This window comes from Bradyrhizobium sp. cf659 (genome assembly GCF_900113725.1).
In the GTDB taxonomy this organism is placed as follows: domain Bacteria; phylum Pseudomonadota; class Alphaproteobacteria; order Rhizobiales; family Xanthobacteraceae; genus Bradyrhizobium.
Genome location: NZ_FOQJ01000014.1, coordinates 162,018 through 188,977 on the forward strand (window position 1 = coordinate 162,018; position 26,960 = coordinate 188,977).

Consider the following 26,960-nt stretch of genomic DNA (forward strand, 5'->3'; position numbering starts at 1 on the left):
CGGGACACGAGAGAGGAGATTGCAATGGCCCGCGTGATCGGCGTAACCAGCGGCATGGCTCAGACCCCGCAAACCCCGCCCGCCTTGTTCGATCGTGCCTTGCTGCACGCGCGGCAACGCCGTGCGCAGGCGCAAGGCGCCGTGAGCTTCCTGCTCGATCGGGTCGCCGAGGACATGTCCGACCGGCTCGCCGCGGTGATGCGGGAGTTTCACGCCCCGGCCGATCTCTGGACGCCCGGTGAGGGCCTCGCGGCCTTGCGCGCGCGGCTGCCGTCACTTCAACGGATTGCACTTGGCGAAACCGGCGAGGAGAAGCTGCCCTTCACGCCTGAAAGCCTCGATCTCGTCGTCTCGGCGCTGGCGCTGCAATTCGTCAACGACCTGCCGGGCGTGCTGGCGCAGGTCCGTCGCGCGCTGAAGCCGGATGGCTTGCTGCTGGCCGCGATGATCGGCGGCGACAGCCTGACCGAGCTGCGCCAGGCTTTTGCGGCCGCCGAAGCCGAATGCGAGGGCGGGGTGTCGCCGCGCGTCGCGCCGTTCGCCGATCTGCGCGACATCGGCGCGCTGTTGCAGCGTGCGGGCTTTGCGCTGCCGGTCACCGACGTCGACCGTGTCGTAGTGCGCTATGCCAATGCCTTTGCACTGATGCAGGATATCAGGCGCATGGGCGCGGCCAATGTGCTGATCGAACGCCGCCGCACGCCGAGCCGGCGCGCGACGCTGCTGCGGATGGCCGAGATCTATGCCGAACGCTTTGCCGACGCCGACGGCCGCATCCGCGCGACGTTCGACATCATCTGGCTCTCCGGCTGGGCCCCGCATGCGAGCCAGCAGCAGCCGCTCAAGCCGGGGTCGGCGAAAGCGAGTCTTGCGGAGGCGGTGAAGAAGGCGGGGGAGACGTAGGCTCCTCCGTCATGGCCGAGATCGCCGCCCAAGAATTCGATGTCGTCCCGGCGAAGGCCGGGACCCATAACCACAGGAAGTGGTTGTTGTCACGACTCGGAGTGACCACTTCCTCTACAGGATGACCCTGTGGTTATGGGGCCCGGATCTGCGCGCGCTTTGGGCGCGCTTGTCCGGGACGACGATGGAGTGACGCGCCGCGCGCCTTGGCTTCACATCAGCAGATCAATCAAATGCGGGATCAGCGGAATGTCCGCGGGCGGCATCGGGTAGTCACGCAGCTTGTTGGCACGGACCCAGGCGAGGGTCTGGCCCTCGCGTGCGGTGACGATCCCTTCCCAGCGCCGGCAGATATAGAGCGGCATCAACAGGTGGAAGGTCTCGTAGCCGTAGCTCGCGAAGGTCAGCGGCGCCAGGCAGGGCTCGGCGACGGTAATGCCGAGCTCTTCGTGCAGCTCGCGGATCAGGCTCTGCTCTGGCCGCTCGCCGGGCTCGAGTTTGCCGCCGGGAAATTCCCAGAGGCCGGCCAGCGCCTTGCCTTCGGGGCGCTGCGCGATCAGGACGCGCTTGTCGGCGTCGACAAGCGCGCAGGCCACCACCAGTGTGAGCTTGAGAGTGGTCATGGAGACTATGACCTGTAATCCCCGTTGATCGCGACATACTCCTTGGTGAGGTCGCAGGTCATGACGCGGTCGCGGCCCTTGCCGAGGCCGAGCGAGACCTTGATCGCGATCTCCGGCGCCTTCATCGCCTCCGACACCTGCGCTTCGTCGTAGTCAGGATCGCGCGCGCCGCTCTTGGCGACGCGGATGCCGTTGAAGGAGATCGAGAGCTTGTCGCGGTCGGCCGGCTCGCCGGCCTTGCCGACGGCCATCACCACGCGGCCCCAGTTGGCGTCCTCGCCGGCGATCGCGGTCTTCACCAGCGGCGAGTTCGCGATCGACATCGCGATCTTGCGCGCCGACGCCTTGGTCTTGGCGCCTTCGACGGTGATCTCGACCAGCTTGCGCGCGCCTTCGCCGTCGCGGGCGACCTGCTCGGCGAGGTTGGCGAGCACCTGGTTGAAGGCCTTGACGAAGGCCTTCAGCCTGGGATCGCTGGCGCGGCTGATTTTGGGCGCACCGTGCTCGGCGGCGGCGCCCGTCGCGAACGCCAGCAGCGTGTCCGAGGTCGAGGTGTCGCCGTCGATCGTCACCGCGTTGAAGGTGTCCTCGACGCCGCTCTTGAGCAGCGCTTGCAGCGCGGCCGGCGCGATCGGCGCGTCGGTGAAGACGAACGACAGCATCGTCGCCATGTCGGGCGCGATCATGCCGGCGCCCTTGGCCATGCCGTTGATGGTGACCTTGGCCTTGCCGAGCTTGACGGTCGCGGTCGCGACCTTGGGGAAGGTGTCGGTGGTCATGATCGCCTTGGCCGCGGCGAGATAGTCGCCGGGCTCGGCGGTCTCGGCCAGCCGGCCCAGCACGCCGTCGAACTTGGTCGCGTCCAGCGGCTCGCCGATCACGCCGGTCGAGGCCAGGAAGATCTCGCTCTCGCTGCATCCGACGGCTTTGGCCGCGATCTTGGCGGTCAGCGCGGTGGAGCTGCGGCCGGTCTTGCCGGTGAAGGCGTTGGCATTGCCGGAATTCACCACGAGGGCACGCGCCTTGCCGCCCTTCAGCTTGGCGCGGCACCATTCCACCGGCGCGGACGGGCATTTCGACCTGGTGAAGACGCCGGCCACCGCGGTGCCCTTGTCCATCACCGCCAGCAGCACGTCGGTGCGGTTCTTGTAGCGGATGCCGGCCTCGGCCGTCGCAAGGCGGACGCCCGCGATCACGGGCATGTCGGGAACGTGTTTCGGGGCGAGGGGAGAGACGGAGGAGGACATCGCGGGGCGCCTTGGTGAGGTCTGGATATGCAGATGGCCGGGCATTTGCCCGGCCATTGCGACGTTAGATACTATTGGCGTCCGCGAAGTGACAGCGAATTCTTACTTCTTCGCAGGGGGCGCCATCTTGCTGTCGGAGGGCTTCGCCGCGTCGGCCGGCGCCGCCGGCTGGTCCAGCCGCTCGACCTTGGCTTCCGTGCGCAGCTTGGCGACGTAGTCGGCCTGGGCCTTGCGGGTGACGTACTGCTCGATCTGGGCCTTGACCTGCTCGAAGTCCGGCGCCTTGCGGCTGCGCTTTTCCTCGACCTTGATGATGTGCCAGCCGAACTGCGACTTCACGGGGTCGGAGATCTTGCCCGGCTCCAGCGCGAAGGCCACCGTCGAGAATTCCGGCACCATCTGCTCCTTGGTGAAGAAGCCGAGGTCGCCGCCGTCGGCGGAGCCCGGATCCTTGGACTTCTTCTTGGCGAGCTCGGCGAAATCGGCGCCCTTGTCGAGCTCGGCCTTCACCGCCTTGGCCTCGTCCTCGGTCTCGACCAGGATGTGGCGGGCGCGCACCTCCTGCTCGCCGGTGATCTGCTTGGAGGCCTCCTCATAGACCTTCTTCATGGCGTCGGGGGTGGTGGCGGCCTTGCCCTCGTTGGCGAGCAGGCTGTCCATCAGGAGGCGGTTGCGGGCGAACGCCAGGCGCTTCTTGAACTCCTCGCTGTCGGCGACCTTCTTGTCTTCGGCAGCCTTGCTGACGATTTTCATGTCGATCAGGAAGGACAGGACGTTCTCGTCCTTGGTCGCCGGGTCCATCTGGGCGAGGCTCGGCCCGAGTTCCTCCTCGGCCATGGCCACGTCGCTCTTCTTGATTTCCGCGCCATTGACCTTCGCCAGGACCGGATCGTCGGCAGCCCGGCCGGGACCCGCGATCAGCGCCAGTGCAAGGCAGCCCACGAGGGCCGTGGCGAGCCCGAAGCGCAGGCCGGTTTTGATTACCGGGAACGAGGTGGTCATGGAAAATCCTTATGTTGAAGCAGGGGGCTGCTCGAGCGGGGCGGACACTCGCCCAATTCAGGGGGGCTTGGCAACGCGAAAAGTCTGTCAAAATGATGAATTAGCCGCAATGCGCCCGCCGTTGACAAGGCCCTGACCGGGCCATATCTCTGCCCGGTCGCGACCATGGCGATGGCGTTTATTTTGCTGCGTTTTTGGCCGTTGAACCCAGACTTGCCCAATTCCCACCCATATGGCGGATGACCCCCCGCAGTCCGGGCTCTGGCGCCATCAGGCGTCACGGTGAGTTGATAGGCAGGCGGGTGACAACTTCTTGGCTGCAACGCGGTTAAATCGCGAACACAGGAACTAGGCATGATCGGCGCGCTCGCCCGCAAGTTTTTCGGCTCCGCCAACGACCGGCGGGTGAAGGGATATCAATCCCGCGTCAACGCGATCAACGCGCTGGAGCCCGAGCTCATCAAACTCTCCGACGAGGAGCTCAAGGCCCGGACCGCCGACTTCAGAAAGCAGCTCGCCGAGGGCAAGACCTTGGACGACCTGCTGGTGCCCGCCTTCGCCACCGTGCGCGAGGCCGCCAAGCGCACGCTCGGCCAGCGCCATTTCGACGTCCAGCTGATCGGCGGCATGGTGCTGCACGAGGGCGACATCGCCGAGATGAAGACCGGTGAAGGCAAGACGCTGGTGGCGACGCTGGCGGTCTATCTCAACGCGCTCGCCGGCAAGGGCATCCACGTCGTCACGGTCAACGACTATCTCGCCCGCCGCGACTCCGGCTGGATGGGCCAGATCTACAGCTTCCTCGGCATGACCACCGGCGTGATCGTCCATGGCCTCGACGATGCCGAGCGCAAGGCGGCCTATGCCTGCGACATCACCTACGGCACCAACAACGAATACGGCTTCGACTATCTGCGCGACAACATGAAGTACCGGCTCGAGGACATGGTCCAGCGACCGCACTTCTACGCGATCGTCGATGAGGTCGACTCCATCCTGATCGACGAGGCGCGCACGCCGCTGATCATCTCCGGTCCGCTCGACGACCGCTCCGACTTCTACAACACCATCGATGGGTTCCTGCCCAAGCTCGACAAGACCGACTACGACGTCGACGAGAAGCAGCGCACGGTGACGCTGACCGAAGCCGGCATGGAGAAGATCGAGACGCTGCTGCGCGACGCCGGCCAGCTCAAGGGCGAGTCGCTCTACGACGTCGAGAACGTCTCCGTCGTGCATCACATCAACCAGGCGCTGCGCGCCCACACGCTGTTCACCCGCGACAAGGACTACATCGTCCGCGACGACGAGGTCATCATCATCGACGAGTTCACCGGCCGCATGATGGCCGGCCGGCGCTATTCGGAAGGCCTGCATCAGGCGCTGGAAGCCAAGGAGCACGTCCAGGTTCAGCCCGAGAACCAGACGCTGGCCTCGATCACGTTCCAGAATTACTTCCGCATGTACGAGAAGCTTGCGGGCATGACCGGTACGGCGTTGACCGAAGCCGACGAACTCTTCGACATCTACAAGCTCGAAGTCGTCGAGATCCCGACCAACGTGCCGGTCGGCCGCCTGGATGAGGACGACGAGGTCTATCGCACCCACCAGGAAAAATATTCGGCCATCCTCGCCGAGATCGAGCGCGCCAATTCGCGGCTGCAGCCGGTGCTGGTCGGCACGGCGTCGATCGAGAAGTCGGAAGTGCTCGCCGAGTTCCTCAAGAAGAACGGCTACAAGCAGATCGATTTCGGCAAGGAGAACGCGCTCGACAAGCTTTACGCAGCGGCCCGCGCGGGCAAGCCGGCAAAGCTGTTCGCGGTGCTGAACGCGCGCTTCCACGAGCAGGAAGCCTATATCGTCGCCGAAGCCGGCGTTCCCGGCGCGATCACGATCGCGACCAACATGGCCGGCCGCGGCACCGACATCAAGCTCGGCGGCTCGCTCGATATGCGCATCCCGAAGGAGACCGCGGGCATCGAGGACGAGGCCGAGAAGGCCAGGAAGATCGAGCAGATCAAGGCCGACGTCGAGCGCTTCCGCGAGATCGTGCTGAAGGCCGAGGAGACCGTCGAGATCGAGCCGGCAAAGGGCAACAAGCCCGCCAAGACCGTGAAGAAGCCGGGTGGCCTCTACATCATGGGCTCCGAGCGTCACGAATCCCGCCGCATCGACAACCAGCTGCGCGGCCGTTCCGGCCGTCAGGGCGACCCCGGCCGCTCGAAGTTCTTCCTGTCGCTGGAAGACGATCTGATGCGCATCTTCGGCTCGGATCGCCTCGACAGCATGCTCCAGCGTCTCGGCCTGCAAGAGGGCGAGGCCATCATCCATCCCTGGATCAACAAGGCCCTGGAGAAGGCGCAGCAGAAGGTCGAGGCCCGCAACTTCGACATCCGCAAAAACCTGCTCAAGTTCGACAACGTCCAGAACGACCAGCGCAAGGTGATCTTCGACCAGCGCGTCGACCTGATGAAGGACGACAGCGTCGCCGAGACCATTACCGACATGCGCCATGCCTTCATCGACGACCTCGTCGCCAAGCACGTGCCCGAGCATGCCTATGCCGAGCAGTGGGACGTTGCCGGCCTGAAGGAAGAGCTGAAGCGCGTGCTCGATCTCGACCTGCCGGTCGACGAATGGGCCAGGGAAGAGGGCATCGCCGACGAGGAGCTGCTCAACCGCATCGAGACCCGCGCCGACGAGCACATGGCCGCCAAGGTCGCGCAATGGGGCCCCGACGTGATGCGTTACGTCGAGAAGACCATCTTGCTCCAGACGCTCGACCATCTCTGGCGCGAGCATCTGATCATGCTCGACCATCTGCGCCAGGTCATCGGCCTGCGCGGCTACGGCCAGCGCGATCCGCTCCAGGAGTACAAGACCGAGGCCTTCAATCTCTTCCAGGAGATGAGCGCGCACCTGCGCGAGGCCGTCACGGCGCAGCTGATGCGGGTCGAGATCGTCCCGCCGGAGCAGGAAGCGCCTGTGCTGCCGCCGATGGAGGCGCACAAGTTCGACCCCAACACCGGCGAGGACGAGATGGCGCTCGCCAGCGTCACGCTCGGTGCGCCGGCCTCCGACGCCGCCCAGCGCGATCCGAAGAACCCAGCCTCCTGGGGCAAGATCGGCCGCAACGAGGACTGCCCGTGCGGTAGCGGCAAGAAGTACAAGCACTGCCACGGGCGGTACGCGTAACCGCTAGCTCGCTGTCATGCGCGCGTGAGGCGCGACATTCCCGCCTCATTCTCCACTGTCGTCGCCCGGCTTGACCGGGCGACCAAGTGCGCCGCAGCTTCTCGGTTCAATCAAAGCCTTCTCTGGAATACTGGATCGCCCGCCTGCGCGGGCGATGACGGTTGAGTGCGTGGCGCGCATCTCTCCGCATCGTCGTCCCGGCGAAGGCCGGGACCCATACCGCGGAATCTATCCATAGCGTGCGGTCTTAGTCCCACGCGAAGAGCAATTAGCAGTCTTCACCAAACCCAATTTTGTGGTTATGGGTCCCGGCCTTCGCCGGGACGACAGTGTTTGTTGGGTCGATTGCATTCCAACTCACTCCGTCGTCGTCCTGGCGAAGGCCGGGACCCATTACCCCAGAGAGAAGTTGCCGCGCAGAGCTGGCAACCACGAGTCTTCGTCAAACTCAATCCTCGGGTAATGGGTCCTGGATCAGCGCTCCGCTCAAGACAACGCTGCGCGTTGTCGGGAGCTGCGCTTGTCCAGGACGACGATGGAGTTGAATTGCGCGCCGACTCAATTCGAGCTGTCGATCAAGCTCTCCAAGAGCCGCTTCAATTCGCTCGTCGACTTGTCGCCGTAGCTCTCCAGGATGTGCTCCTCCTGGTCGACCGCGAGCGAGTTGAGCTTCTTGCACAGCACCTTGCCGCGATCGGAGATGAACATCAGGACCTTGCGGCGGTCGTTCGGGTCCTGCACGCGATAGACCAGTGTGTCGGAGACCATGCGGTCGATCATCTTGGTCAGCGTCGGATGGTTGAGCAGCACGGCGTCCGCAAGCTCGCCCATCGAATGGCCGTTGCCGTCCGACAGGACCTTCAGGATGCGCCATTGCTCGACGGGAACACCTTCCTTGCTCAACCGCAGTTCCAGCTGCCGGTTGATCTCCCGGTTGGCTTGCGCGAGCAGATAGGCGAGGTGTTCGGTGATCGGGGAGTTTTCTTTCGACGGTTTTGCCACGGCTAAGACTTCGTCTTGACCCAAATGAGTGAATGTCTTGCAATCAATGCTGCATCTATATGCACTTCAATTCTTGAATATTCAATATTTTCAAAATAGGATCATTGCCCAACAAAAGGGCGGAAGCCGCGGCCGCCTGCTCAATGTGCTTTCAGGTCTGGTGCCAGACAGGAGTTAGCGTGCGCGCGACGGTAAACTTCCCGGCTCACGGCGGCCCGGCGTTGCCGCCGTCTTTGCTGTTCAGGAATCTGTCGTCATCGGCGGCCGACTTCGACCTGTCTCCGGTTGACGCGCATTTCATGAAGCGCCGCGGCGCGCGCAACAAGCTGCGCATCGGCAACTTCCTCACCTTCACCGGCTCGCCCGGGATCTGGGGCCCGACCTCCACCAACAGCGCGATGCTGGCGGTCGCCGAGATCAACAAGCGCGGCGGCATTTTGGGCCGCGAGCTGGAGCTGTCGATCTACGATTCCGGCGGCCCGATCGACGAGGTGGTGCGGCGCGCCGAGCAGGCGATCGCCTTCGACGAGGTCGACCTGATCATGGGCTCGCATATCAGCGCCGTCCGCGTCGCGCTGCGCAAGGTCACCGGTAATCGCATCCCCTACATCTACACCCCGGTCTACGAGGGCGGCGAGCGCACGCCGGGCGTGATGGCAATCGGCGAGACACCGCGCTGGCAGAGCCGGCCGTCGATCCACTGGCTGGCTGACGTCAAGAAGGCGACGAGCTGGTACCTGATCGGCAGCGATTACGTCTGGCCCTGGCAGTCGCATCGCGCGGTCAAGCGCTACATCAAGGAAGCCGGCGGCCAGGTCGTCGGCGAGGAATTCGTTCCCGTCGGCGAGGACAATCACGAGCCGCATCTGGCGCGCATCCGCGCCGCCAAGCCTGACGTGGTGCTGATCTCGCTGATCGGCACCGACAGCATCACCTTCAACCGCGCCTTCGCCGAGGCTGGCCTCGCCACCTCGACGCTGCGGCTGGCGGGTGCGATGGACGAGACCGTGCTTCTCGGCATCGGTGCCGACAACACCGAGAATTTGTTCTGCGCCTCCGGCTATTTCAACTGCATGGCCTCGCGCGCCAATGACGAGTTCCTCGGTGGCTATCAGGCCATGTTCGGCCCGCACGCGCCGCCTGTCGGTTCCGTCGGCCAGTCGAATTACGAGGGGCTGCGGTTCCTGGAGTCCGTGGCCAACCGTGCCGGCTCCCTGGCCTTGCATCCGCTGCTGAAGGCGGCGCGCAACACCGTCTATTCGGCGGGCCGCGGCCCCGTCACCATCCGCGATGGCCGCGCCGAGATGCCGATGTATCTCGCCGAAGCGGACGGTCTCGACTTCAAGCTCATCAAGACGCTCTGAGATCCGGCCGCTCATCTGTCGCGGCGGATCTTCGAAATAATACTTGAAAAGGAAAATATTTCCGTCTGTAATATCGAGGCGAAGCCGATTGGCCCGCGCTGTGCAAGCGCGAGCGAGCGGCCTCCATCCAAAGCCAGGGATCAAGAAGCCTCAAGGAGAGCGCCGTGACAGTTGTCCTTCCAACGCCCGCCCAACTTCGCAGCGTCGCCGAGCAGTGCGGCCTCGCGCTGACCGATGACGATGTCGCCTCGTTCCGCGGCCTGATGCAGGGCTCGATCGAAGCCTACAATCTGGTCGGCGCGATGCCGGACGAGGTGCCGGAGGTGAAATATCCGCGCACGCCGGGCTATCGGCCTTCCCCCGAGGAGAACCCGCGCAACGCCTGGTATCGCAAGTCGACGGTGAAGGGCGCCGCCAGCGGCAAGCTCAAGGGCAAGACGGTCGCGCTGAAAGACAACATCATGCTCGCCGGCGTTCCCATGATGAACGGCTCGGCGACGCTGGAAGGCTACGTCCCCGATTTCGATGCCACCGTCGTCACGCGCATACTGGATGCCGGCGGGGAAATCCTCGGCAAGACACACTGTGAATCCTTCTGCATGTCCGGCGGCAGCCACACCGGGGCGGTGGGGCCGGTGCATAATCCCTACAAGATGGGCTATTCGGCCGGGGGCTCGTCCTCGGGCAGCGGCGTCGTCGTCGCGCTCGGCGAGGCCGACATGGCGATGGGCGGTGACCAGGGCGGCTCGATCCGCATGCCGTCCTCGTTCTGCGGCACCTACGGCATGAAGCCGACCTGGGGCCTCGTGCCCTACACCGGCATCATGCCGATCGAGATTTTTGTCGATCACACCGGCCCGATGACGGCGACCGTGGCCGACAACGCGCTGCTGCTCGAGGTGCTCGCCGGCGACGACGGCTACGACCCGCGCATCAAGGCGCCCAAGGTCGAGGACTACACCAAGGCGCTCGGCCAGGGTGTGAAAGGCATGAAGATCGGCATCCTCAAGGAAGGCTTTGAGCAGCCGACCGCGGAAGCCGCGGTGAACGAAAGCGTGCGCGAGGCGGCCAAGCGTTTCAAGGATCTCGGCGCCACCGTCGAGACCGTCTCGATCCCGATGCACCTCGTCGGCCCCGCGATCTGGACGCCGATCGGCACCGAGGGCATGACCCAGACCATGATGTATGGCGACGGCTATGGGCTCAGCCGCGGCGACCTCTATTCGACCTCGCTGATGGATTTCCATCGCGGCTGGCGCCGGCAGGCGGACTCGCTGTCGGAGACGACAAAGCTGTTCCTGCTGCTCGGGACCTACATCAACAACAATTTCGGTCCGCGCTATTACGGCAAGGCGCTGAACATCTCGCGTCGCCTCACCGCAGCCTACGACAAGGCTCTCAGGGATTACGATCTCCTGCTGCTGCCGACCACGCCGATGAAGGCGACCAAGCTGCCGGAGCCCACCGCCAGCCGCGAGGATTACGTCGCCCGTGCGCTGGAGATGATCGGCAACACCGCGCCGTTCGACATCACCCATCATCCCGCGATGTCGCTGCCCTGCGGCATGGTCGACGGCCTGCCCGTCGGCCTGATGCTGGTCGGCCGCATGTTCGAGGAATCCACGATTTATCGCGCCGCGCACGCTTACGAGCAGATCGGCGACTGGAAGAAGATGTGAGCGAGGCGTTGATGCAGACGGACGGAACACTGAAGCGTTTTCCAGCGAAGTGGATACCGGCTCGCGTCAAGAAAACGCGTCAAAACGAGAATCTGGAGCCCCGTTCCGATTCCATCGGAACGGGAAAGGCTCTGGCGCATGGCTAACGCGTTCGTCGCGGCGTTCGAGATCCTGAGCTTTGGCGCGATCATCGTCCTGATCGTGCTGGGGCTCGGGATCATCGCCAGCATGATGGGCATCTTCAACTTCGCGCAGGGAGAGTTCGTTCTGCTCGGGGCCTACATCACCTATCTCGCCTACGCCAAGGGCCTGCCGATCTGGGCCGGCATGGTCGCGGCGCCCTTCGTGGTCGGCGCGCTCGGCTTCGTGCTGGAGGCGCTGATCATCCGCCGGTTCTACGCCGCGCCGATCGTGGCGATGCTCGGCACATATGCGCTGGGCCTTATCATCCGCGAATCCGTGCGCGGGCTGATCGGCGGCTTCTATCTCACCGTGCCGGAGCCGATCGGTGGCTCGATCGACATCGGCGCGATGCACATTTCGGCCTGGCGCTTCACCATCATCGTCATCACGCTGCTGGTGATGGGCGGTTGTTATCTCCTGCTCTCACGCACGAGCTTTGGCCTTCGCGTCCGCGCTACGCTGGAAAATCCGTCGCTGGCGCGCGCCTCCGGCATCTCCACGCCGCTGATCTATGGCGCCACCTTTGCCTTCGGCGCGGCGCTCGCCGGCCTCGCCGGCGCACTGATCGTGCCCGTGTTCAGCCTGTTCGCCGATCTCGGCCTGCGCTTCCTGATCCAGGGCTTTGTCGCGGTCATGGTCGGCGGCGTCGGCTCCTTCATCGGGCCGGTCGCGGGCGCCGGCGTCATCGGCACGCTCAGTGCCGCGCTGCCATGGGTGATGGCGCCCGTCGTCGCCGACGTCCTCGTCTTCGTGCTCGCCATTGTCTTCATCAAATTCCGGCCGCAGGGCCTCATCGCTGGAAAAGGGGTTTAGTCACATGTTCGATCGTACGCAGCTCTCTCGCCGCCGCTTTCTCTCCAATTTCGCCTTTGCGTCCGGCGCGGTCGCAACCGGTGTCGGCAGCTGGGTGATCCCGGCCCCCTGGGCCAATGCGGCCGAAGCCCCGATCAAGGTCGGCATCGCCACCGATCTCACCGGCCCGATCGCCTACGCGGGCAATGCCGACGCCAACGTCGCCAAGATGGTGATCAAGGAGATCAACGCCGCCGGCGGCATGCTCGGCCGTCCGCTCGAGCTCTATATCGAGGACACCGCCTCGAACGAATCCGTCGCGGTCGGCAACGTCCGCAAGCTGATCCAGCGCGACAAGGTCGACATGGTGCTGGGCGGCATCACCTCCTCGATGCGCAACGCGATCAAGGACCCGATCGTGGCGCGCGGCAAGACGCTCTACATCTATCCGCAGCTCTACGAAGGCAAGGAGTGCACGCCCTATCTGTTCTGCACCGGCCCGACGCCGGCGCAGCAGTGCGACGAGTTCATCCCCTGGCTGATCAAGAACGGCGGCAAGAAGTTCGCGTTGCCCAGCGCCAACTATGTCTGGCCGCACACGCTCAACGTCTATGCGCGCAAGGTGATCGAATCGAACGGCGGCGAGGTCGTGTTCGAGGAATACTATCCGCTCGACCAGGTCGACTTCTCCTCGACCGTCAACCGCATCATCTCCAACAAGGTCGACGTCGTCTTCAACACCGTCATTCCGCCGGGCGTCGGCCCGTTCTTCAAGCAGCTCTATGAAGCGGGCTTCCTCAAGAACGGCGGCCGTCTCGCCTGCGTGTACTATGACGAGAACACGCTCAACATCAACCAGGCCGCGGAGATCGAGGGGCTCGCGAGCTGTCTCGACTATTTCAAGGTGCTGACCAAGGAGAACCCGTTCGACGCCAAAATCCAGGCGGCCTATGAGAAGGACTTTCCGGGCAACTTCCTGTTCGCCGCCGGCAGCGCTGCAACCGGCACCTATCGCGGCCTGAAGCTGTGGGAGGCTGCAGTCAAGGAAGCCGGCAAGATCGACCGCGAATCGGTCGCCGCCGCGCTCGACCATGCCAAGATCGCCGAAGGTCCCGGGGGGCCGGCCGAGATGGTGCCGGGCAAGCGGCACTGCAAGATGAAGATGTATACCGCGGTCGCCAAGGGCGGGAACTACGAGATCGTCGGACGCAGCGACGGTCTCGTCGATCCCAAGGAATGCTGAGGCGCGTCGTTCTTCACCTCTCCCGTAGGGAGAGGTCGGATCGCATCGCAAGATGCGATCCGGGTGAGGGGATCCGGTCTCACTGGGTGCTGCGGCCCCTCACCCGGATTGCTCTGGACGATGCTTCGCATCGCCGGGCGCAATCCGACCTCTCCCCGATGGGGAGAGGTGAACCCCGACCAATCGGACTGCCTCTCACGATGCCAAATTCGAAATGTTGAAGTCTATGGGTGCAGCTAAGCAGGCCGTTCGCGCCGACATCGACAGCGGGACGGAAGTTTCGGTGACCGGAAGCGCGCCGGCGGAACGAACGTCGGGACGAAACGTCCTGCCGATCGTGGAGGGCGTCGTGCTTGTCGCGGCGCTGCTCGCGCCGCTGGTGCTGCAGGACTATCTCACGGTGTTCGCGACGCGGGTGATCATCCTCGCGCTGTTCGCGCTGTCGTTCGATCTGGTCTGGGGCTATGCCGGCATCATGAGCTTTGGCCAGGCCCTGTTCTTCGGCTCGGCCGGCTATGGCGTCGCGCTGCTCGCGCGCGACCTGGACATCACCAATATCTTCCTGGTGCTGCCCGCGGGCACCATCATCGGCCTCACCTTCGCGCTGCTGCTGGGCGGCTTCCTGCTGCTGGGCCGGCATCCCTCCAGCGTGATCTTCGTGTCGCTGGGTACGCTCACCGGCTCCTACGCCGCCGATCGTCTGGCGCGCGGCTGGTATTATCTCGGCGGCCAGAACGGCATTCCCTCGATCGCGCCGATGACGCTCGGTGGTTACGAGTTCTCGGAAGGGCCGGCGTTCTACTATCTCGTGCTCGGCATCCTCGTCGTGGTCTATCTGCTCTGCCGCTTCCTGGTGCGCTCGCAGTTCGGCCTCGCGCTCGCCGGTCTGCGCGAGAACGAGCAGCGCATCGCCTTCTTCGGCTACAAGGCGCAGCATCTCAAGGCGATCATCTTCACCATCGGCGGCGCCATCGCAGGCCTTGCCGGCAGCCTCTATGCCTTCCACGAAGGTTTCGTCTGGCCCAACATGGTCGGCGTCGTCGTCTCGACGCAGGTGGTGCTCTACGTGCTGTTCGGCGGCTCCGGCACGCTGATCGGTGCGGTCATCGGCGCCGTCATCGTCGAAGGCGTCAGCTTCTGGCTGTCCGACAATTACCGCGAAATCTGGCCGATCATCCTGGGCTTGCTGCTGCTGCTCGTGATCCTGTTCCGGCCGCTCGGCCTGATCAGCTTCGTGCTGGGCGAGCGCGAACGGGTCGGCAGCTTCGGTGCGAAGCCCAAGGAAAACAACAAGCAGACCGTAAAGGAGAAGCGCAATGCCGCTCCTTGAGGCCGCGGGCATCAAAAAGATCTTCGGCAAGCTCACCGCGCTCGACGGCGCAGCCCTCACCGTCGGCGAGAACGAGTTTCACGGCCTGATCGGCCCGAACGGCTCCGGCAAGAGCACGCTGATGAAGTGCATCGCCGGTGCCGAGGTGCCGACGCAGGGCAAGGTGAGCTTCGTCAACACCGACATCACCGCGTTCACGCCGACCGAGCGTGCCCGCGCCGGCATGAGCCTGAAATTCCAGATCACCAGCGTGCTGCCGACGCTGACGCTCTACGACAACATCCTGCTCGCGCTCCAGGCGCAGTCCTCGCTGTTCGACCTCCTGTTCTCGCGCACGCGCGGCGCGCTGCACGAGCAGGTCATGACCATGCTGACGCAGTTCCGCCTCGCCGACCGCGCCTTCGACGCGGCGGCGGCGCTGTCGCACGGCCAGCAGCAATGGCTGGAGATCGCAATGGCGCTTGCGGGCAGGCCAAAGCTGTTGCTGCTGGACGAGCCGACCGGCGGCATGAGCCTGGAAGAGCGCCGCGTCACCGGCGAATTGCTCCAGCCGATCAAAAAACATTGCTCGCTCGTCATCGTCGAGCACGACCTCGATTTCATCCGCGACATCTGCGATCGCCTGACCGTGCTCGACCAGGGCAAGGTGCTGGCTTCGGGTACCGTGTCCGAAATCCAGGCCAACAAATCCGTCCAGGAGATTTATCTGCGCCGTGCCTGAATTTTTGGACATCAAGCATCTCGACGCCGGCTATGGCCGCAGCCAGGTCCTGTTCGACGTCAACCTCGGCATTCCCTGGCGTGGCGGCGTCGCCGTGCTCGGGCGCAACGGCGCCGGCAAGACCACGTTGATGAAGACCATCGTCGGCGAGCTGCCGGCGTGGAAGGGCGAGGTCGCCTTCGACGGCCGCGACATCAGCCGCCGCGCGACCCAGGAGCGCGTGCGCGCCGGCATCGGCTACGTCCCGCAGGAGCATTCGGTGTTCGCGCGCCTGTCGGTGCGCGACAATCTCGCCGTCGGTTCGCTCGCGAGCAGCAAGGCCGACGCCGTCGACCACGTGCTGACGATCTTCCCGAAACTCGGCCAGCGCCTCGACCAGCCCGCCGGCACGCTCTCCGGCGGCGAGCGCAAGATGCTCGCCATCGGCCGCGCTATGCTGGGCGATCCGAAACTGCTGCTGCTCGACGAGCCCACCGAAGGCGTCTGGATCGGCGTCATCGAGGAGATCACCGAGCGTCTGATCGAGCTCGCCAAGGAAATCGCCGTCATCATCGTCGAGCAGCACCTCGACCTCGCACTCCGCGTCGCCGATTATGCCTACGTGCTGGACCGCGGAAGGGTCGCGCTGCAGGGGGAGGCGACCGAGGTGAGGGGCAATCCGGAGCTGCTGCGGTATCTGGCGCCGTAGGTTCTCACTATCCGCTCTACGGCTATCTCTCGCCGCAGGCATCCTGCCAGTCTCGTCATCCCCGCGCGACGGCGAAGCCGTCGTCGCTGGAGGTGCGAGCGGCGCGATGCGTAGCATCGCGTAGCGAGCCTCGAAGGATGGACGGCCGAGCTAGCAGTCGGGCCGTCGCCCTACGAGGGCCGCTGAAGAAGCGGCCACCTCAGGGTGACGGTGGGAGAGATTGTTGCTTCGCGCACCGTCAACTTCGGTTTTCAAACGGATCGCCACCGTCGTTAGACTATGTTCGGTGTAGCCGCTCACGGCACACTGCCGAGAAACGGGTTGACGATCGTGAGCCCGCCGATGCTGCGGCCATGCTGCATGTCTTCACTGTATAAGATATCGCAACCGGCTTCGATCGCCGCGGCAACGATCAGCGCATCGTAGAAAGCCAAGCCATCATTCTGCACCAGCACAAGGGCCGCACGGCTGGTGTTCGCCGTCAGCGGGAGCGCCGGATCGAGCGTATCGTCGATATCATCGAACAAGAGCTCGATGTCGCGCCAGCTTCGCCCCTGCTTCCTGCGCAAGACGTTTGCGAGTTCGTTCAGGACTTGCACGCTGATGGTGCCGCCCTGGTCGATCAGGTCTTGCGAGATCGTTGCCTTGGTGCCGGTCTGCTGCGCGTAAACGAGAATGTTGGTATCCAGAAATGCGCTCACCGCTCGTTCGCCTCGTCGCGATCGAACTTGTAGTCAGCGGGCAAGGGCGGCCAGTTGCGTGCGCGCATATTCGCGATCGCGCGTCGGCGCCTCTCCTCCTTGGTCTCGACCTCGATCGTGCCCTTACGGGCGGCGACCACGTCGAGTTCGTCGCCTTCCTTCAGACCTAGCTCCTCTACCAGCGCTTTGGGCAGCCGGACCGCAAGGCTGTTACCCCATTTAGAGACCTGCATGACTGCCTCTATGATATCCCATGTATAAATGTATATCATATTGAGTATATCATTGGAGTCAAGCGGCTCGGGGAAATAGGGTACTTCGCCCGGACCGCCTGCGTGACGACCGAAAAAAGGTCGAAGGCCGAGTTATCTCGGTTCGGCGGAGTAGGTGGTTGGCGTCATAAAGAGCGCATGCTCAAGCGGGGGAGCTATCTCGAACATCCGAGCGCGGTTACGAAAGTGAAAGACGCGCCGGATTCGATATTGATCACTTCTCTCTGCGGCAACGTCGACTTCCCGCCTGGTCAGCCAAAACGCTGTGCGTTCGTGTCCGCAGGTCGTCTTGATTTCCAGTAGTCGCTCTTGGCCGTCAGGCTCAAAGGAGCGGACGTCGTAACCGTGGCCATCGCCGTCCAGATCGGAAACCCAGCGGACGTCATTCGCAAGGTCGTTACGCCCAGCGCGTCGCAACCGGTCGCGCTCGAACTCCACGACGAATTTCTCGCCGGCTTTGCCCAATTGACGGTTTCTGGCGTCGCGCTCGGCGGGGTCGAACTTTCCGACCAGCCGGCGGACGGCGGGTGTCAGTGTCTTCTCGAAGTCTGCGACAGATGGTGGAGCAACGAAGACGGCATCGTCGTTGAGCGCCAGCGGCTGAGTATCGATGTTCGCGGGGTAAAGAAAATCCGGTGCCTGTCCGACGTTGCGTTCAACGGCAGCCACCAAGGCGTCCTGATAGTGCGCCAATGGTTTGTAGCCGTTGATCCACTGCGCTCCGAGCACATCGAGGACGGCGGAAATGTTTTGAAGCTTGCGTTCGATCGAGCCTTCAGATCGATGCACGATCGTCATGAGTTGGCGCCGATTCTGCGCTTTGCTATAGGCCGCGCCCACTCTCTCGGAGGCCAACATCCGAAAATAGCTATCGACCACGGCGGAGATTTCGCTCTCCGTCCAAGGCGTTCCAGTGATCCCCTCGGTTTGCTCGCGGCCCAAGTCTCAGCCTCTTGGACTTGGAGAGTATCAGGGAAGGTGCTGGGTGCAATGTCGGCATCGAAGATGCAGAAGGGACTTATTCTTGGCGAGCGATCAAGTCGTCCCTACTTCACCGCCCCAAAGCGGCTGTCGAACGAATTCGACGACACCACCGGCGCGGCGCCCGCCATCTGCGGGCCACCGGCGGAATCATCCGACACCGTCGGCTTCAGCGCCGGGCGCGTTGCGGCGAGGCGCGTGTCGGGCTTCGCCGGCTCGGCGGGCTTGGCGGCGGCAACAGCCGGCTTCGGCGCGTCCTTGGTCGAGTCGCGGCCGGGCACGAAACGGGTCACTGCCGCTTTCAGCCGCGACGCTGCGGTGGGCGGCGTCGTGGACGTGGCGGCCGGTGCAACCGAGGCGGTCGCCGGCGGAGCCGAAGCGGTGGCGGTCGTGTCGGCGGTGCCGAGGCCCATCTTGCGGCCGAGGTTCGAGAAGAAGCCACCGCCCTGGGATTTTTCCTGAGACTTCTCCGCGGGCGCAGCGGCCGCGACGCGGGTGCTGGTCGCGGGCGCGCTGACAGCGACGACCGGCTCTTCCTGCGGCGTGGGCGCGGCGGCGTCGAAATTCGGCTTGGGCGGATTGACGTGGCCGGGGATCGTGCCCGGCGCCTTCGCCATCGCCAGCATCTGGAGCGTGGTGCCTTCGGCGCCCTCCGACAGGCCGGTCGAGCCTTCCGGAATCTTGGCGGCGAAGATCTTGTTCATGCCGCCGTCGATGCCGGTGTTCATGCGCGCCACCGGCGTGCCTTTGGCGACGAGCTTGGCGTACTCGGCCTGGTCGCGCGCGTCCTTCTCGCGCACGGCGCTCGCGATGTCCTGGGGGATCACATAGGCCGGGCACTTTGCGGACGCGTCGAACACCGGATCGCGCTTGGCATCCGGCGTCTTCGCCGCGTCGAAGACGTACTTCTTCTCGCAGAAATCGACCTTCGGCTCCTGCCGCGTCACCTCGAAATGATCATAGCCTTCCTTGATCATCTTCCAGAACGGCATGTTCGGATTGTTCCGGTGCTTGGCCATGTTCACCGGCGTCATCTTGAACGGATAGGCCTGCAGCTGGAACGCCTTCTGGCCGCCGAAGAAGGACTCGCGGCCGAGCGAATAGATCTCCGCGATCTGCTCGTCCGTCATCGCGTAGCAGCCGCGCGAGGAGCAGTCGCCATGCACCATCAGCTGCGAGCCGGAACGGCCCAGAGCCTTGTCGAACGCGTTCGGATAGCCCGTGTTGAACGAGAGGTAATAGGCCGACTGCGGATTCATCTGGCCCGGATTGATCGAGTAGAATCCTTCCGGCGCCTGGCGGTCGCCTTCGCGCACCTTCGGACCCAGATCGCCCGACCAGCGGCAGATCGGATAGGTCTTGAGCAGCGCGAACTGGCCGTTGCGGGTCTGCTTCCAGACCTCGAGCTCGGCTTCCTGCTTGAACAGGCGGACCAGGATCGGGGATTGCAGATCCATGTCCTTCTCGACCATCGCGGCGAGAAGCTTTGGCGGCACCGGCTGGTTGGCCTTGGCGTTGGTCGCAAGCGAAACCTGGTCGGTGTCGCAGCCGGTCAGCAGGACACTGGCCGTCATCAGCGCAACCGAAGCCAAGAGCGCGCGAGCAAGCGAACGAGAAATCAAGATGGACCCCACACCGTGCCGGGCAAGCAGCGCGAACCCCAATTCTTTGGAGCATGATCCGACCGGAGATCCGGACCCGTCGTGACGGGCTTTTTCAAACCACGCTCCAGCGCTTATGCCCTGAAGCCATTAATTAAAATTCTAACCTCTGGGTCATGTGGTCGCAACCCGAGCGGGGATCACGAGCCCGTTGGCCCAATGGCATGGTCAACAGAGACTGAATGGACGCGACTTTGGGCCTTACTTGGGCCTTCCGACCCGATCCAGACTCAGATCGCCGATTTGGGCAAAAAAAGGGTTAATGCGGGGTTACCGGGGTTAGTCTGGGGTGGTCTGCCCGGGCGTCAAATTCAGTGTCGTCCTGGCGAAAGCCAGGACCCATAACCCCCAGGCGGTGGTTTGGCGAAGATTCGTCGTTCGGTACTTCCAGCGCCCCCAACCTGGCTTTCGCCAGGACGACGGCGGAGGGCGACGGGTCCGACGGGACCAAACCCGCCCGAATCAGCCCAGTTTCCGACCGATATCGAGGAATTTCTGCCGCCGCTGCTTGCGGATGGCGTCGGCGTCGAGGCCGTGGAGCTCCTCAAACGCCCTGGCGATGGCATCCCCGGTGGTGGCGATCATGGCGGCGGGGTCGCGGTGGGCGCCGCCGACCGGCTCCTTCAGGATGCTGTCGATCACCCCGAAGCGGAGCATGTCCTGGGCGGTGATCTTCATGTTGTTGGCGGCTTCCTGCGCCTTGGTGCCGTCGCGCCAGAGGATGGAGGAGGCGGCCTCCGGCGAGATCACGCTGTAGATCGCGTGTTCCAGCATCAACACCCGGTTGGCGGTGGTGATCGCGATGGCGCCGCCCGACATGCCTTCGCCGGTGATGATGGCGACGTTCGGCACACCCAGCGACAGGCACGCGTCGGTCGAGCGCGCGATCGCCTCGGCCTGGCCGCGCTCTTCGGCGCCGATGCCGGGATAGGCGCCGGCGGAATCGGCGAGCGACAGCACCGGCAGGCCGAACCGCTCGGCCATCTCCATCAGCCGCACGCATTTGCGATAGCCCTCGGGCCGCGCCATGCCGAAATTGTGCCGGATGCGGCTCTCGGTGGAATCGCCCTTTTCCTGGCCCATCACGCAGATCGGCTCGCCGCGGAAGCGGCCGAAGCCGGCGACCAGGGCCTCGTCCTCGCCGAACTTGCGGTCGCCGGCGAGCGGGGTGAACTCGGTGATCAGGCCCGTGATGAAGTCGTTGAAATGCGGCCGCTGCGGATGGCGCGCGACCAGCGTCTTCTGCCACGGCGTCAGGTTCGTATAGAGGTCGGCCAGCGCCTGCGCTGCCTTGTCCTCGATCCGCCCGATCTCGTCACTGATGTCGGTCCCGGAGGCCGCGAGCGCCCGCAGCTCGTCGACCTTGGAGTCGAGCTCGGCGACGGGCTTTTCGAAGTCGAGATAGCTGCGCATCTGGTCTTGCATCAACTCAATATAGGGAGGACGGGGCGAGGCGGCGAAGCGGTTTCGGACCTGCGGAAAGAAGTGTAGCTTCTTCAATGAGTTGGCTTGTGGGCTTCTGGGCCGCCCGCCAAATCAATCGTGAGGCCACGGCTCTTTCTGCGGAGATGTGGCCGAAGTCAAGGCGGTTTCGGCCACCGCTGTCGTCCCGGCCTCCGCCGGGACGACGACAAGCTACTTCTCCGCCAGCGGGTGCAGGTCGCGCACCAGGCTCTTCAGCCGCTCCTCGACCACATGGGTGTAGATCTGGGTGGTCGAGATATCGGTGTGGCCGAGCAGGGTCTGCACGATGCGTAAGTCGGCGCCGTTGTGCAGCAGGTGGCTGGCAAAGGCGTGGCGCAGCACGTGCGGTGAGACCAGCCGGGCCTGCAAGCCCGAGGCGACTGCGAGCTCCTTGAGGTCGCGGGCGAAATGCTGCCGGGTCAGATGCCCGCTCTCGCCGAACGAGGGGAACAGCCATTTCGAGGCGGCGAGGCTGTCCTTCTTCTTCTCCGTCTTCGCGGCTTCGGTCGCGGCGAGATAATCCGCCATCGCCTGCCGCGAGGCCTCGTTCAGCGGCACCAGCCGTTCCTTGTTGCCCTTGCCGCGCACCACGATCATGCGGGCGTCGCGCTTGGCCGCCGTGCGCGGCAACGCCACCAGCTCGGAGACGCGCAGGCCCGTGGCGTAGAGCACCTCGAGCAGGCAATAGAGCCGCAAGGCGCGCAGCCGCTTCGAGGGCGATGCATCCTCCGCCTCGCTCAATTCCTTGGCGCGGCGGAGCATGCGGTCGACATCCGCGATCGACAGCACCTTTGGCAGGCCGCGGCCGCGCTTGGGCCCGGACAGGATCGCGGCGGGATCGTCGCCGCGAATGCGCTCGTTCAGGAGGAAGCGGTAGAGATGCCGCATCGCCGACAGGCGGCGCGCCACGCTGGTGGATTTGAAGCCACGCGTGTCGAGATCGGCGAGATAGTCGCGCAGCGTCTGGGTTTCGGCGTCCGCAAAATTGTGGCCGACGCGGCCCAGGAACTCGGAGAAGTCCGTGAGATCGCGGCGGTAGGCATCGAGCGTATTGGGGCCGGCGCCCTGTTCCGCCGCGAGCATGTCGAGGAACAGGCCGGTGAGCTTGCTGTCTGAGGGCTTTGCACGCATGCCCTGGAGGCTAGCTCCTATTTCTTGAGAAACTTATCCGGCGGGATCGTCACCGACATTTCCCGCGGCTTGGGATTGACGAAGTTGGCCAGCGCAAAGACCACGCCATAGACGATGCCGGCGATCACGGCGACGACCGTCAGGAAGCGGAACAGGCTGGGCATCGTGCAAGGTCTCGGTAAAGGTCCAGGCCGGCAAATTAACCAATGAAATCATCCAACATGTTCGCCGTTTCGTGGCAAGAGTCCTCTGGCGAGGCCCCCTTCGGGGTCGTATAGGTGGCCAAAGCAGGCCGCTTTTGGCGGCAGATCGAGCGAGACCCAGAGCGAGATCCAGAGCGAGACCCATGTCCGACGCCGCGTTGCCGATACAAGCTTCGCCTGAGGCCGACATCCTGTCGGCGCTCGGGGCGCGCTCGATCGTGCTCGTCGGCATGATGGGGGTGGGCAAATCCACCATCGGCCGCCGCATGGCGGCCCGGCTCAAGCTGCCCTTCGTCGATGCCGACACCGAGATCGAGGCGGCGGCCGGCATGACCATACCGGAGATTTTCGAGCGCCATGGCGAGGCCCATTTCCGCGACGGCGAGGCGCGGGTGATCGCGCGCCTGCTCGACGGCGGCCCGGTGGTGCTGGCAACCGGCGGCGGCGCCTTCATGCGCGAGGAGACGCGGACCCGGATCGCGGCGAAGGCGATCTCGATCTGGCTCAAGGCCGACCACGACGTCATCATGCGCCGCGTCCGCCGCCGCGCCGATCGTCCGCTGCTCCAGACCGCCGACCCCGAGGGAACCGTGACGCGCCTGCTCACCGAGCGCGAGCCTGTCTACAGCCATGCCGACCTCACCATCGCCTCCCGCGACGTGCCGCACGACAAGATCGTCGAGGAATGTATCGAGACGCTGCGCGCGCATCTTTGCGGTGAGCAGGCGTCCCAGCCACCTGCCGACGTTGCGAGTGCCGTACGATGACCGCGCCCTTGAAACATTCCGACCCCGTCAACGTCGATGTCGCGCTCGGCGATCGCGCCTATGACATCGTCATCGGCCGCGGCGTGCTGGCCTCGCTGGGCGAACGGGTCGCGCGTTTACGCCCCGGCGTGCGCACGGCGATCGTGACGGATCGCACCGTCGCAAAGCACTGGCTCGAGCCGACGGAAGCATCGCTCGCGGCCGCCGGAATTCCGACCTCGCGCATCGTGGTCGAGGAAGGCGAGATCTCGAAAACCTATGCCGGCCTCGAAAAAGTCAGCGAAGCCCTGATCGCGGCCAAGATCGAGCGCAACGATCTCGTCATCGCGCTCGGCGGCGGCGTGGTCGGCGATCTCGCCGGCTTTGCCGCCGCGATCCTGCGCCGCGGCGTCGATTTCGTGCAGGTGCCGACCTCGCTGCTGGCGCAGGTCGATTCCTCTGTCGGGGGCAAGACCGGCATCAACTCGCCGCAGGGCAAGAACCTGCTCGGCGCCTTCCACCAGCCGGTGCTGGTGATTGCCGACACCGCCGTGCTCGACACGCTGTCGCCGCGGCAATTCCGCGCCGGCTATGCCGAGGTCGCCAAATACGGCGTGCTCGGCGATGAGGCCTTCTTCACCTGGCTGGAAAAGAACCATTCCGACATCTTCAAGGGCGGCTCGGCGCGCGAGCACGCGATCGCGACCTCCTGCCGCGCCAAGGCCGGCGTCGTCTCGCGCGACGAGCGCGAGACCGGCGAGCGCGCGCTGCTCAATCTCGGCCACACCTTCGGCCACGCGCTGGAGGCTGCGACCGGCTTCTCCGATCGCCTGTTCCACGGCGAGGGCGTCGCGATCGGCATGACGCTGGCGGCGCAGTTCTCGGCCAGGCTCGGCATGATCGGCGAGGCCGACGCGGCGCGCGTCGAGCGGCATCTCATTGAAGCGGGCCTGCCGACCCGCTTGCAGGACATCGCGGGCTTTTCGCAGGAAGGGCTTGCCGACGCCGACGCGCTGATGGCCCTGATGGCGCAGGACAAGAAGGTCAAGCGCGGCAAGCTCACCTTCATCCTGCTGGAGGCTGTGGGGCGCGCCGTGATCGCAAAGGATGTCGAGCCGGCGCCGGTGCGCGATTTCCTGAAAGAGAAGCTCGCGCAGAAGGCCTGATGCGCGGCTGAACTTCGTGAAAGCGTTTTCGAGCGAAGTGGGGACCGGTTCGCGCAAGGAAAACGCGTCAAGACAAGAAACTTGAGTGGTTCATGGACTGGCTCGGATTCACCATCGTCGTCCTCTGCCTGCTGGTCTCGGCGTTCTTCGCCGCGAGCGAGACCGCGCTGACCGGCGCCTCGCGCGCCAGCATGCTGCGGCTCTCCAAGCAGGGTAATCACGACGCCGACGTGGTCTCGCAGCTGCTCGACATGCGCGAGCGCCTGATCGGCGCGCTGCTGCTCGGCAACAACATCGCCAATATCGGCGCCTCCGCGCTCGCCACCGCCATCTTCACGTCCTGGTTCGGCGATGTCGGCGTGCTCTACGCCACCGGCGTGATGACCGCGCTGGTGGTGATCTTCGCGGAAGTGCTGCCCAAGACCATCGCCATCAACGCGCCCGACCGCATGGCGCTTGCGGTCGCGCGCCCGATGCGGCTGACCATGTATGTGCTGGGGCCGCTGCTCAAGATCGTCGAAGTCATCGTGCGCCTCCTGATGCGCCTGTTCGGCCTCGCCGGCGAGCACCAGGCCATCCTGTCGCCGACCGAGCGCCTGCGCGGCGCGGTCGACCTGTTGCATCACGAGGGCAAGTTCGAGAAGCAGGACCGCGACATGCTCGGCGGCCTCCTGGACCTGCGCGAGCTCCAGGTCTCCGACGTCATGATCCATCGCACCGAGATGATGATGATCAACGCCGACCTGCCGCCGGAGGAGCTGGTGCGCGAGGTGCTGGCGACCGAATACACCCGCATTCCGCTCTGGCGCGAGAAGCCGGAAAACATCATCGGCGTGCTCCACGCCAAGGATCTGCTGCGCGCGATCCGCGCCTCCGAAGGCGACACCTCGCGCATCGACGTCTCCACCATCGCGCTGCCGCCCTGGTTCGTACCGGAGATGCGCCCGGTGTCCGAGCAGCTCAAGGCTTTCCGCCGCCGCAAGACCCATTTCGCCCTCGTCGTCGACGAGTACGGCGAAGTCGAAGGTCTCGTGACGCTGGAAGACATTCTGGAAGAGATCGTCGGCGACATTTCCGACGAGCACGACGTCGTGGTCGCCGGCGTGCGCGCCCAGCCTGACGGTTCGGTCGTGGTCGACGGCTCGGTGCCGATCCGCGATCTCAATCGCGCCATGGACTGGCATCTGCCCGATGAAGAGGCAACCACGGTTGCCGGCCTCGTCATTCACGAGGCGCGCTCGATCCCCGATCGCGGCCAGAGCTTCACGTTCCACGGCTTCCGCTTCCGCGTCCTGCGCCGCGAACGCAACCGCATCACCGCGCTCCGTATTTCACCGGTGCCGCGCGAGGCGGAGCTGGAGGAGGCAAAGCCGAGGCGGGCCGGGACGTCGTTTTGACGCACGGTGTCATCGCCCGCCTTGTGCGCGCTTGCGCACTGGGGCGGGCGATCCAGTACGCCGCGGCCCATCGATTGAATCTCGCCAGCAGTGTTTACTGGATGCCCCGCCTTCGCGGGGCATGACAGCCGAATTGGCGAGCTAGGTCTCGCCTTCCCCCGGCGCCTGCGCCTGGATGGCGAGCGCGTGCACGCTGCCGGAGAGTTCCGCGGCCAGTGCCGCATTTATCATGCGATGGCGATCGACCCGGCTCTTCCCTTTGAAGGCTTGAGACACAATATAAACGCGAAAGTGCGTCTCGCCGCTCGGCCGATGGCCGGCGTGGCCCTCATGCAGATGTGACTCGTCGACGACCTGCAGGCTTTCCGGCGTGAAAGCTTCCTGCAACTTGTTGCTGATAGTGTCTCTCATAGCCATGTGTGTGCCATTCAGGTGCAGAGATCGCACTCCGTTATTTGCCGGGTTCGCAGCTAATTGCAATGTCAAGACTTGAAGGTTTTTGCATTGCGTAGTCAAAGTCAGCCATGCCGATCGATTCATCAAAGTTCTTCGACTCCATCCGCGTCAAGCCGCGGGGCAAGCAGCCCGAGGTGAAGCCGCGCGACACCGCGGTCGCGTGCGAATGGGCCGGATGCCAGAACAAGGGTGCACACCGCGCGCCGAAGGGGCGTGAGAACCAGCGCGAGTACTGGCATTTCTGTCTGAACCACGTGCGCGAGTACAACCAGAACTACAATTTCTTCTCCGGCATGAATGCCGACGCCGTCGCGCGCTACCAGAAGGATGCGCTGACCGGCCACCGTCCGACCTGGAAGATGGGTGCCAATGGCGGCAAGAAGGGTGCGGAAGCCGAGATCGATATGGCGTCCGATCCGTTCAGCATGTTCAGCGAGATCAACGGCCGCGCCAACTGGCGGAAGGGGCCGGACGCCCAGCCCAAGGCCGAGACGCGCAAGGTGATGAACGCCGAGCGCAAGGCGCTCCAGGTCATGGGCCTCGGCCCCAGTGCCACGCTCGCCGACGTCAAGTCCAAGTACAAGGCGCTGGTCAAGCAGCACCACCCCGACGCCAACGGCGGCGACCGTTCCACCGAAGACCGCCTGATCGAGATCATCAAGGCGTATAACTATCTGAAGACGGTGGTGCGGGAGGCGTAGTGCCTCGCACCGTGTCAATGTTGCGATAACCGCCGCCACACTCTCCCATGTCGTCCCGGCGAAGGCCGGGACCCATAACCACAGGGAGAAGTTTGGCGAAGACTGGTAG

Annotated in this window: 25 protein-coding genes; 13 read left to right on the forward strand and 12 right to left on the reverse strand. The window is 64.6% G+C overall.

All coding sequences use genetic code 11. From position 1 onward, the window contains the following. The first annotated feature begins 24 nt into the window (after positions 1-24). Positions 25-903 (forward strand): methyltransferase domain-containing protein, encoded by an 879-nt coding sequence (locus BM118_RS36050; protein WP_092192218.1) that lies wholly within the window; start codon positions 25-27, stop codon positions 901-903. Between the two features lie 212 nt (positions 904-1,115). Here BM118_RS36050 and BM118_RS36055 read toward each other — a convergent pair whose 3' ends face one another. The 3 genes from BM118_RS36055 to BM118_RS36065 form a co-directional block, all read right to left on the reverse strand. Further along, the gene (locus BM118_RS36055) at positions 1,116-1,526 is read right to left on the reverse strand and encodes a (deoxy)nucleoside triphosphate pyrophosphohydrolase (RefSeq protein WP_092192220.1); all 411 of its coding nucleotides are present in this window, start codon (positions 1,524-1,526) and stop codon (positions 1,116-1,118) included. A 5-nt stretch (positions 1,527-1,531) separates the two neighbouring features. Then, positions 1,532-2,773, reverse strand: coding sequence for a bifunctional glutamate N-acetyltransferase/amino-acid acetyltransferase ArgJ (gene argJ / locus BM118_RS36060; protein WP_092192309.1), 1,242 nt, complete (start codon positions 2,771-2,773; stop codon positions 1,532-1,534). A 102-nt stretch (positions 2,774-2,875) separates the two neighbouring features. Beyond that, positions 2,876-3,775: a peptidylprolyl isomerase gene (locus BM118_RS36065; protein ID WP_092192222.1), complete on the reverse strand. Its 900-nt coding sequence runs from the start codon at positions 3,773-3,775 to the stop codon at positions 2,876-2,878. A 354-nt stretch (positions 3,776-4,129) separates the two neighbouring features. Between BM118_RS36065 and secA the strand changes: the two genes are divergently transcribed. Beyond that, positions 4,130-6,970 carry a preprotein translocase subunit SecA gene (secA, locus tag BM118_RS36070; protein ID WP_092192224.1) on the forward strand — a complete coding sequence of 947 codons (2,841 nt, stop codon included), beginning with the start codon at positions 4,130-4,132 and terminating at the stop codon, positions 6,968-6,970. Between the two features lie 558 nt (positions 6,971-7,528). Here secA and BM118_RS36075 read toward each other — a convergent pair. Next, a complete protein-coding gene (locus BM118_RS36075) occupies positions 7,529-7,972 on the reverse strand; it encodes a MarR family winged helix-turn-helix transcriptional regulator (RefSeq protein ID WP_025576502.1) in 444 nt (147 codons plus the stop codon). 179 nt (positions 7,973-8,151) lie between these two features. Between BM118_RS36075 and BM118_RS36080 the strand changes: the two genes are divergently transcribed. The 7 genes from BM118_RS36080 (at position 8,152) to BM118_RS36110 (ending at position 15,972) form a co-directional block, all read left to right on the forward strand. Next, positions 8,152-9,336, forward strand: a complete 1,185-nt coding sequence (locus BM118_RS36080) for a substrate-binding domain-containing protein (RefSeq protein ID WP_177235003.1) — start codon at positions 8,152-8,154, stop codon at positions 9,334-9,336. 164 nt (positions 9,337-9,500) lie between these two features. Continuing rightward, positions 9,501-11,015 carry an amidase gene (locus tag BM118_RS36085; RefSeq protein ID WP_092192228.1) on the forward strand — a complete coding sequence of 505 codons (1,515 nt, stop codon included), beginning with the start codon at positions 9,501-9,503 and terminating at the stop codon, positions 11,013-11,015. Between the two features lie 138 nt (positions 11,016-11,153). Beyond that, on the forward strand, positions 11,154-12,011 hold the full coding sequence (locus BM118_RS36090; protein WP_027577047.1) for a branched-chain amino acid ABC transporter permease: 858 nt from the start codon (positions 11,154-11,156) through the stop codon (positions 12,009-12,011). Positions 12,012-12,015: 4 nt separating this feature from the next. Further along, positions 12,016-13,233 carry a substrate-binding protein gene (locus tag BM118_RS36095; RefSeq protein ID WP_027545254.1) on the forward strand — a complete coding sequence of 406 codons (1,218 nt, stop codon included), beginning with the start codon at positions 12,016-12,018 and terminating at the stop codon, positions 13,231-13,233. A gap of 214 nt (positions 13,234-13,447) precedes the next feature. Continuing rightward, entirely contained in the window at positions 13,448-14,563 is a 1,116-nt protein-coding gene (locus BM118_RS36100) for a branched-chain amino acid ABC transporter permease (protein ID WP_092192230.1), read from the forward strand. Then, positions 14,550-15,284: an ABC transporter ATP-binding protein gene (locus BM118_RS36105; protein ID WP_092192232.1), complete on the forward strand. Its 735-nt coding sequence runs from the start codon at positions 14,550-14,552 to the stop codon at positions 15,282-15,284. Before BM118_RS36100 ends, BM118_RS36105 begins: the two co-directional genes overlap by 14 nt. After that, positions 15,277-15,972, forward strand: a complete 696-nt coding sequence (locus tag BM118_RS36110; protein ID WP_092192234.1) for a branched-chain amino acid ABC transporter ATP-binding protein — start codon at positions 15,277-15,279, stop codon at positions 15,970-15,972. Before BM118_RS36105 ends, BM118_RS36110 begins: the two co-directional genes overlap by 8 nt. A gap of 296 nt (positions 15,973-16,268) precedes the next feature. Here the strand turns inward: BM118_RS36110 and BM118_RS36115 are convergent, their stop codons facing one another. The 7 genes from BM118_RS36115 to BM118_RS36145 all read right to left on the reverse strand — a co-directional run bounded on the left by BM118_RS36115 (position 16,269) and on the right by BM118_RS36145 (position 22,346). Further along, positions 16,269-16,673 (reverse strand): PIN domain-containing protein, encoded by a 405-nt coding sequence (locus BM118_RS36115; RefSeq protein WP_092192236.1) that lies wholly within the window; start codon positions 16,671-16,673, stop codon positions 16,269-16,271. Beyond that, a complete protein-coding gene (locus tag BM118_RS36120; protein ID WP_092192311.1) occupies positions 16,670-16,906 on the reverse strand; it encodes an AbrB/MazE/SpoVT family DNA-binding domain-containing protein in 237 nt (78 codons plus the stop codon). The genes BM118_RS36115 and BM118_RS36120 overlap by 4 nt, the downstream gene beginning before the upstream one ends. A 132-nt stretch (positions 16,907-17,038) precedes the next feature. Beyond that, positions 17,039-17,887 carry a protein NO VEIN domain-containing protein gene (locus BM118_RS36125; RefSeq protein ID WP_092192238.1) on the reverse strand — a complete coding sequence of 283 codons (849 nt, stop codon included), beginning with the start codon at positions 17,885-17,887 and terminating at the stop codon, positions 17,039-17,041. Positions 17,888-17,991: 104 nt separating this feature from the next. After that, on the reverse strand, positions 17,992-19,500 hold the full coding sequence (locus BM118_RS36130; protein ID WP_177235004.1) for a L,D-transpeptidase family protein: 1,509 nt from the start codon (positions 19,498-19,500) through the stop codon (positions 17,992-17,994). A 549-nt stretch (positions 19,501-20,049) separates the two neighbouring features. Then, positions 20,050-21,012 (reverse strand): acetyl-CoA carboxylase carboxyltransferase subunit alpha, encoded by a 963-nt coding sequence (locus BM118_RS36135; protein ID WP_092192314.1) that lies wholly within the window; start codon positions 21,010-21,012, stop codon positions 20,050-20,052. A gap of 210 nt (positions 21,013-21,222) precedes the next feature. Continuing rightward, entirely contained in the window at positions 21,223-22,182 is a 960-nt protein-coding gene (gene xerD / locus BM118_RS36140) for a site-specific tyrosine recombinase XerD (RefSeq protein ID WP_092192242.1), read from the reverse strand. 17 nt (positions 22,183-22,199) lie between these two features. Further along, the gene (locus tag BM118_RS36145; RefSeq protein WP_092192244.1) at positions 22,200-22,346 is read right to left on the reverse strand and encodes a histidine kinase; all 147 of its coding nucleotides are present in this window, start codon (positions 22,344-22,346) and stop codon (positions 22,200-22,202) included. Between the two features lie 182 nt (positions 22,347-22,528). Between BM118_RS36145 and BM118_RS36150 the strand changes: the two genes are divergently transcribed. The 3 genes from BM118_RS36150 to BM118_RS36160 all read left to right on the forward strand — a co-directional run bounded on the left by BM118_RS36150 (position 22,529) and on the right by BM118_RS36160 (position 25,694). Next, on the forward strand, positions 22,529-23,152 hold the full coding sequence (locus tag BM118_RS36150; protein ID WP_177235005.1) for a shikimate kinase: 624 nt from the start codon (positions 22,529-22,531) through the stop codon (positions 23,150-23,152). Then, a complete protein-coding gene (gene aroB / locus BM118_RS36155; protein WP_092192248.1) occupies positions 23,149-24,297 on the forward strand; it encodes a 3-dehydroquinate synthase in 1,149 nt (382 codons plus the stop codon). The genes BM118_RS36150 and aroB overlap by 4 nt, the downstream gene beginning before the upstream one ends. 92 nt (positions 24,298-24,389) lie before the next feature. Further along, a complete protein-coding gene (locus tag BM118_RS36160) occupies positions 24,390-25,694 on the forward strand; it encodes an HlyC/CorC family transporter (protein ID WP_092192250.1) in 1,305 nt (434 codons plus the stop codon). 141 nt (positions 25,695-25,835) lie between these two features. On the opposite strand, the gene BM118_RS36165 is transcribed toward BM118_RS36160, so the two are convergent. Continuing rightward, positions 25,836-26,111 carry a BolA family protein gene (locus tag BM118_RS36165; RefSeq protein ID WP_092192252.1) on the reverse strand — a complete coding sequence of 92 codons (276 nt, stop codon included), beginning with the start codon at positions 26,109-26,111 and terminating at the stop codon, positions 25,836-25,838. Positions 26,112-26,218: 107 nt separating this feature from the next. Here BM118_RS36165 and BM118_RS36170 point away from each other — a divergent pair, with 107 nt between their 5' ends. Beyond that, on the forward strand, positions 26,219-26,851 hold the full coding sequence (locus tag BM118_RS36170) for a J domain-containing protein (protein ID WP_027545240.1): 633 nt from the start codon (positions 26,219-26,221) through the stop codon (positions 26,849-26,851). Positions 26,852-26,960: the final 109 nt, after the last annotated feature.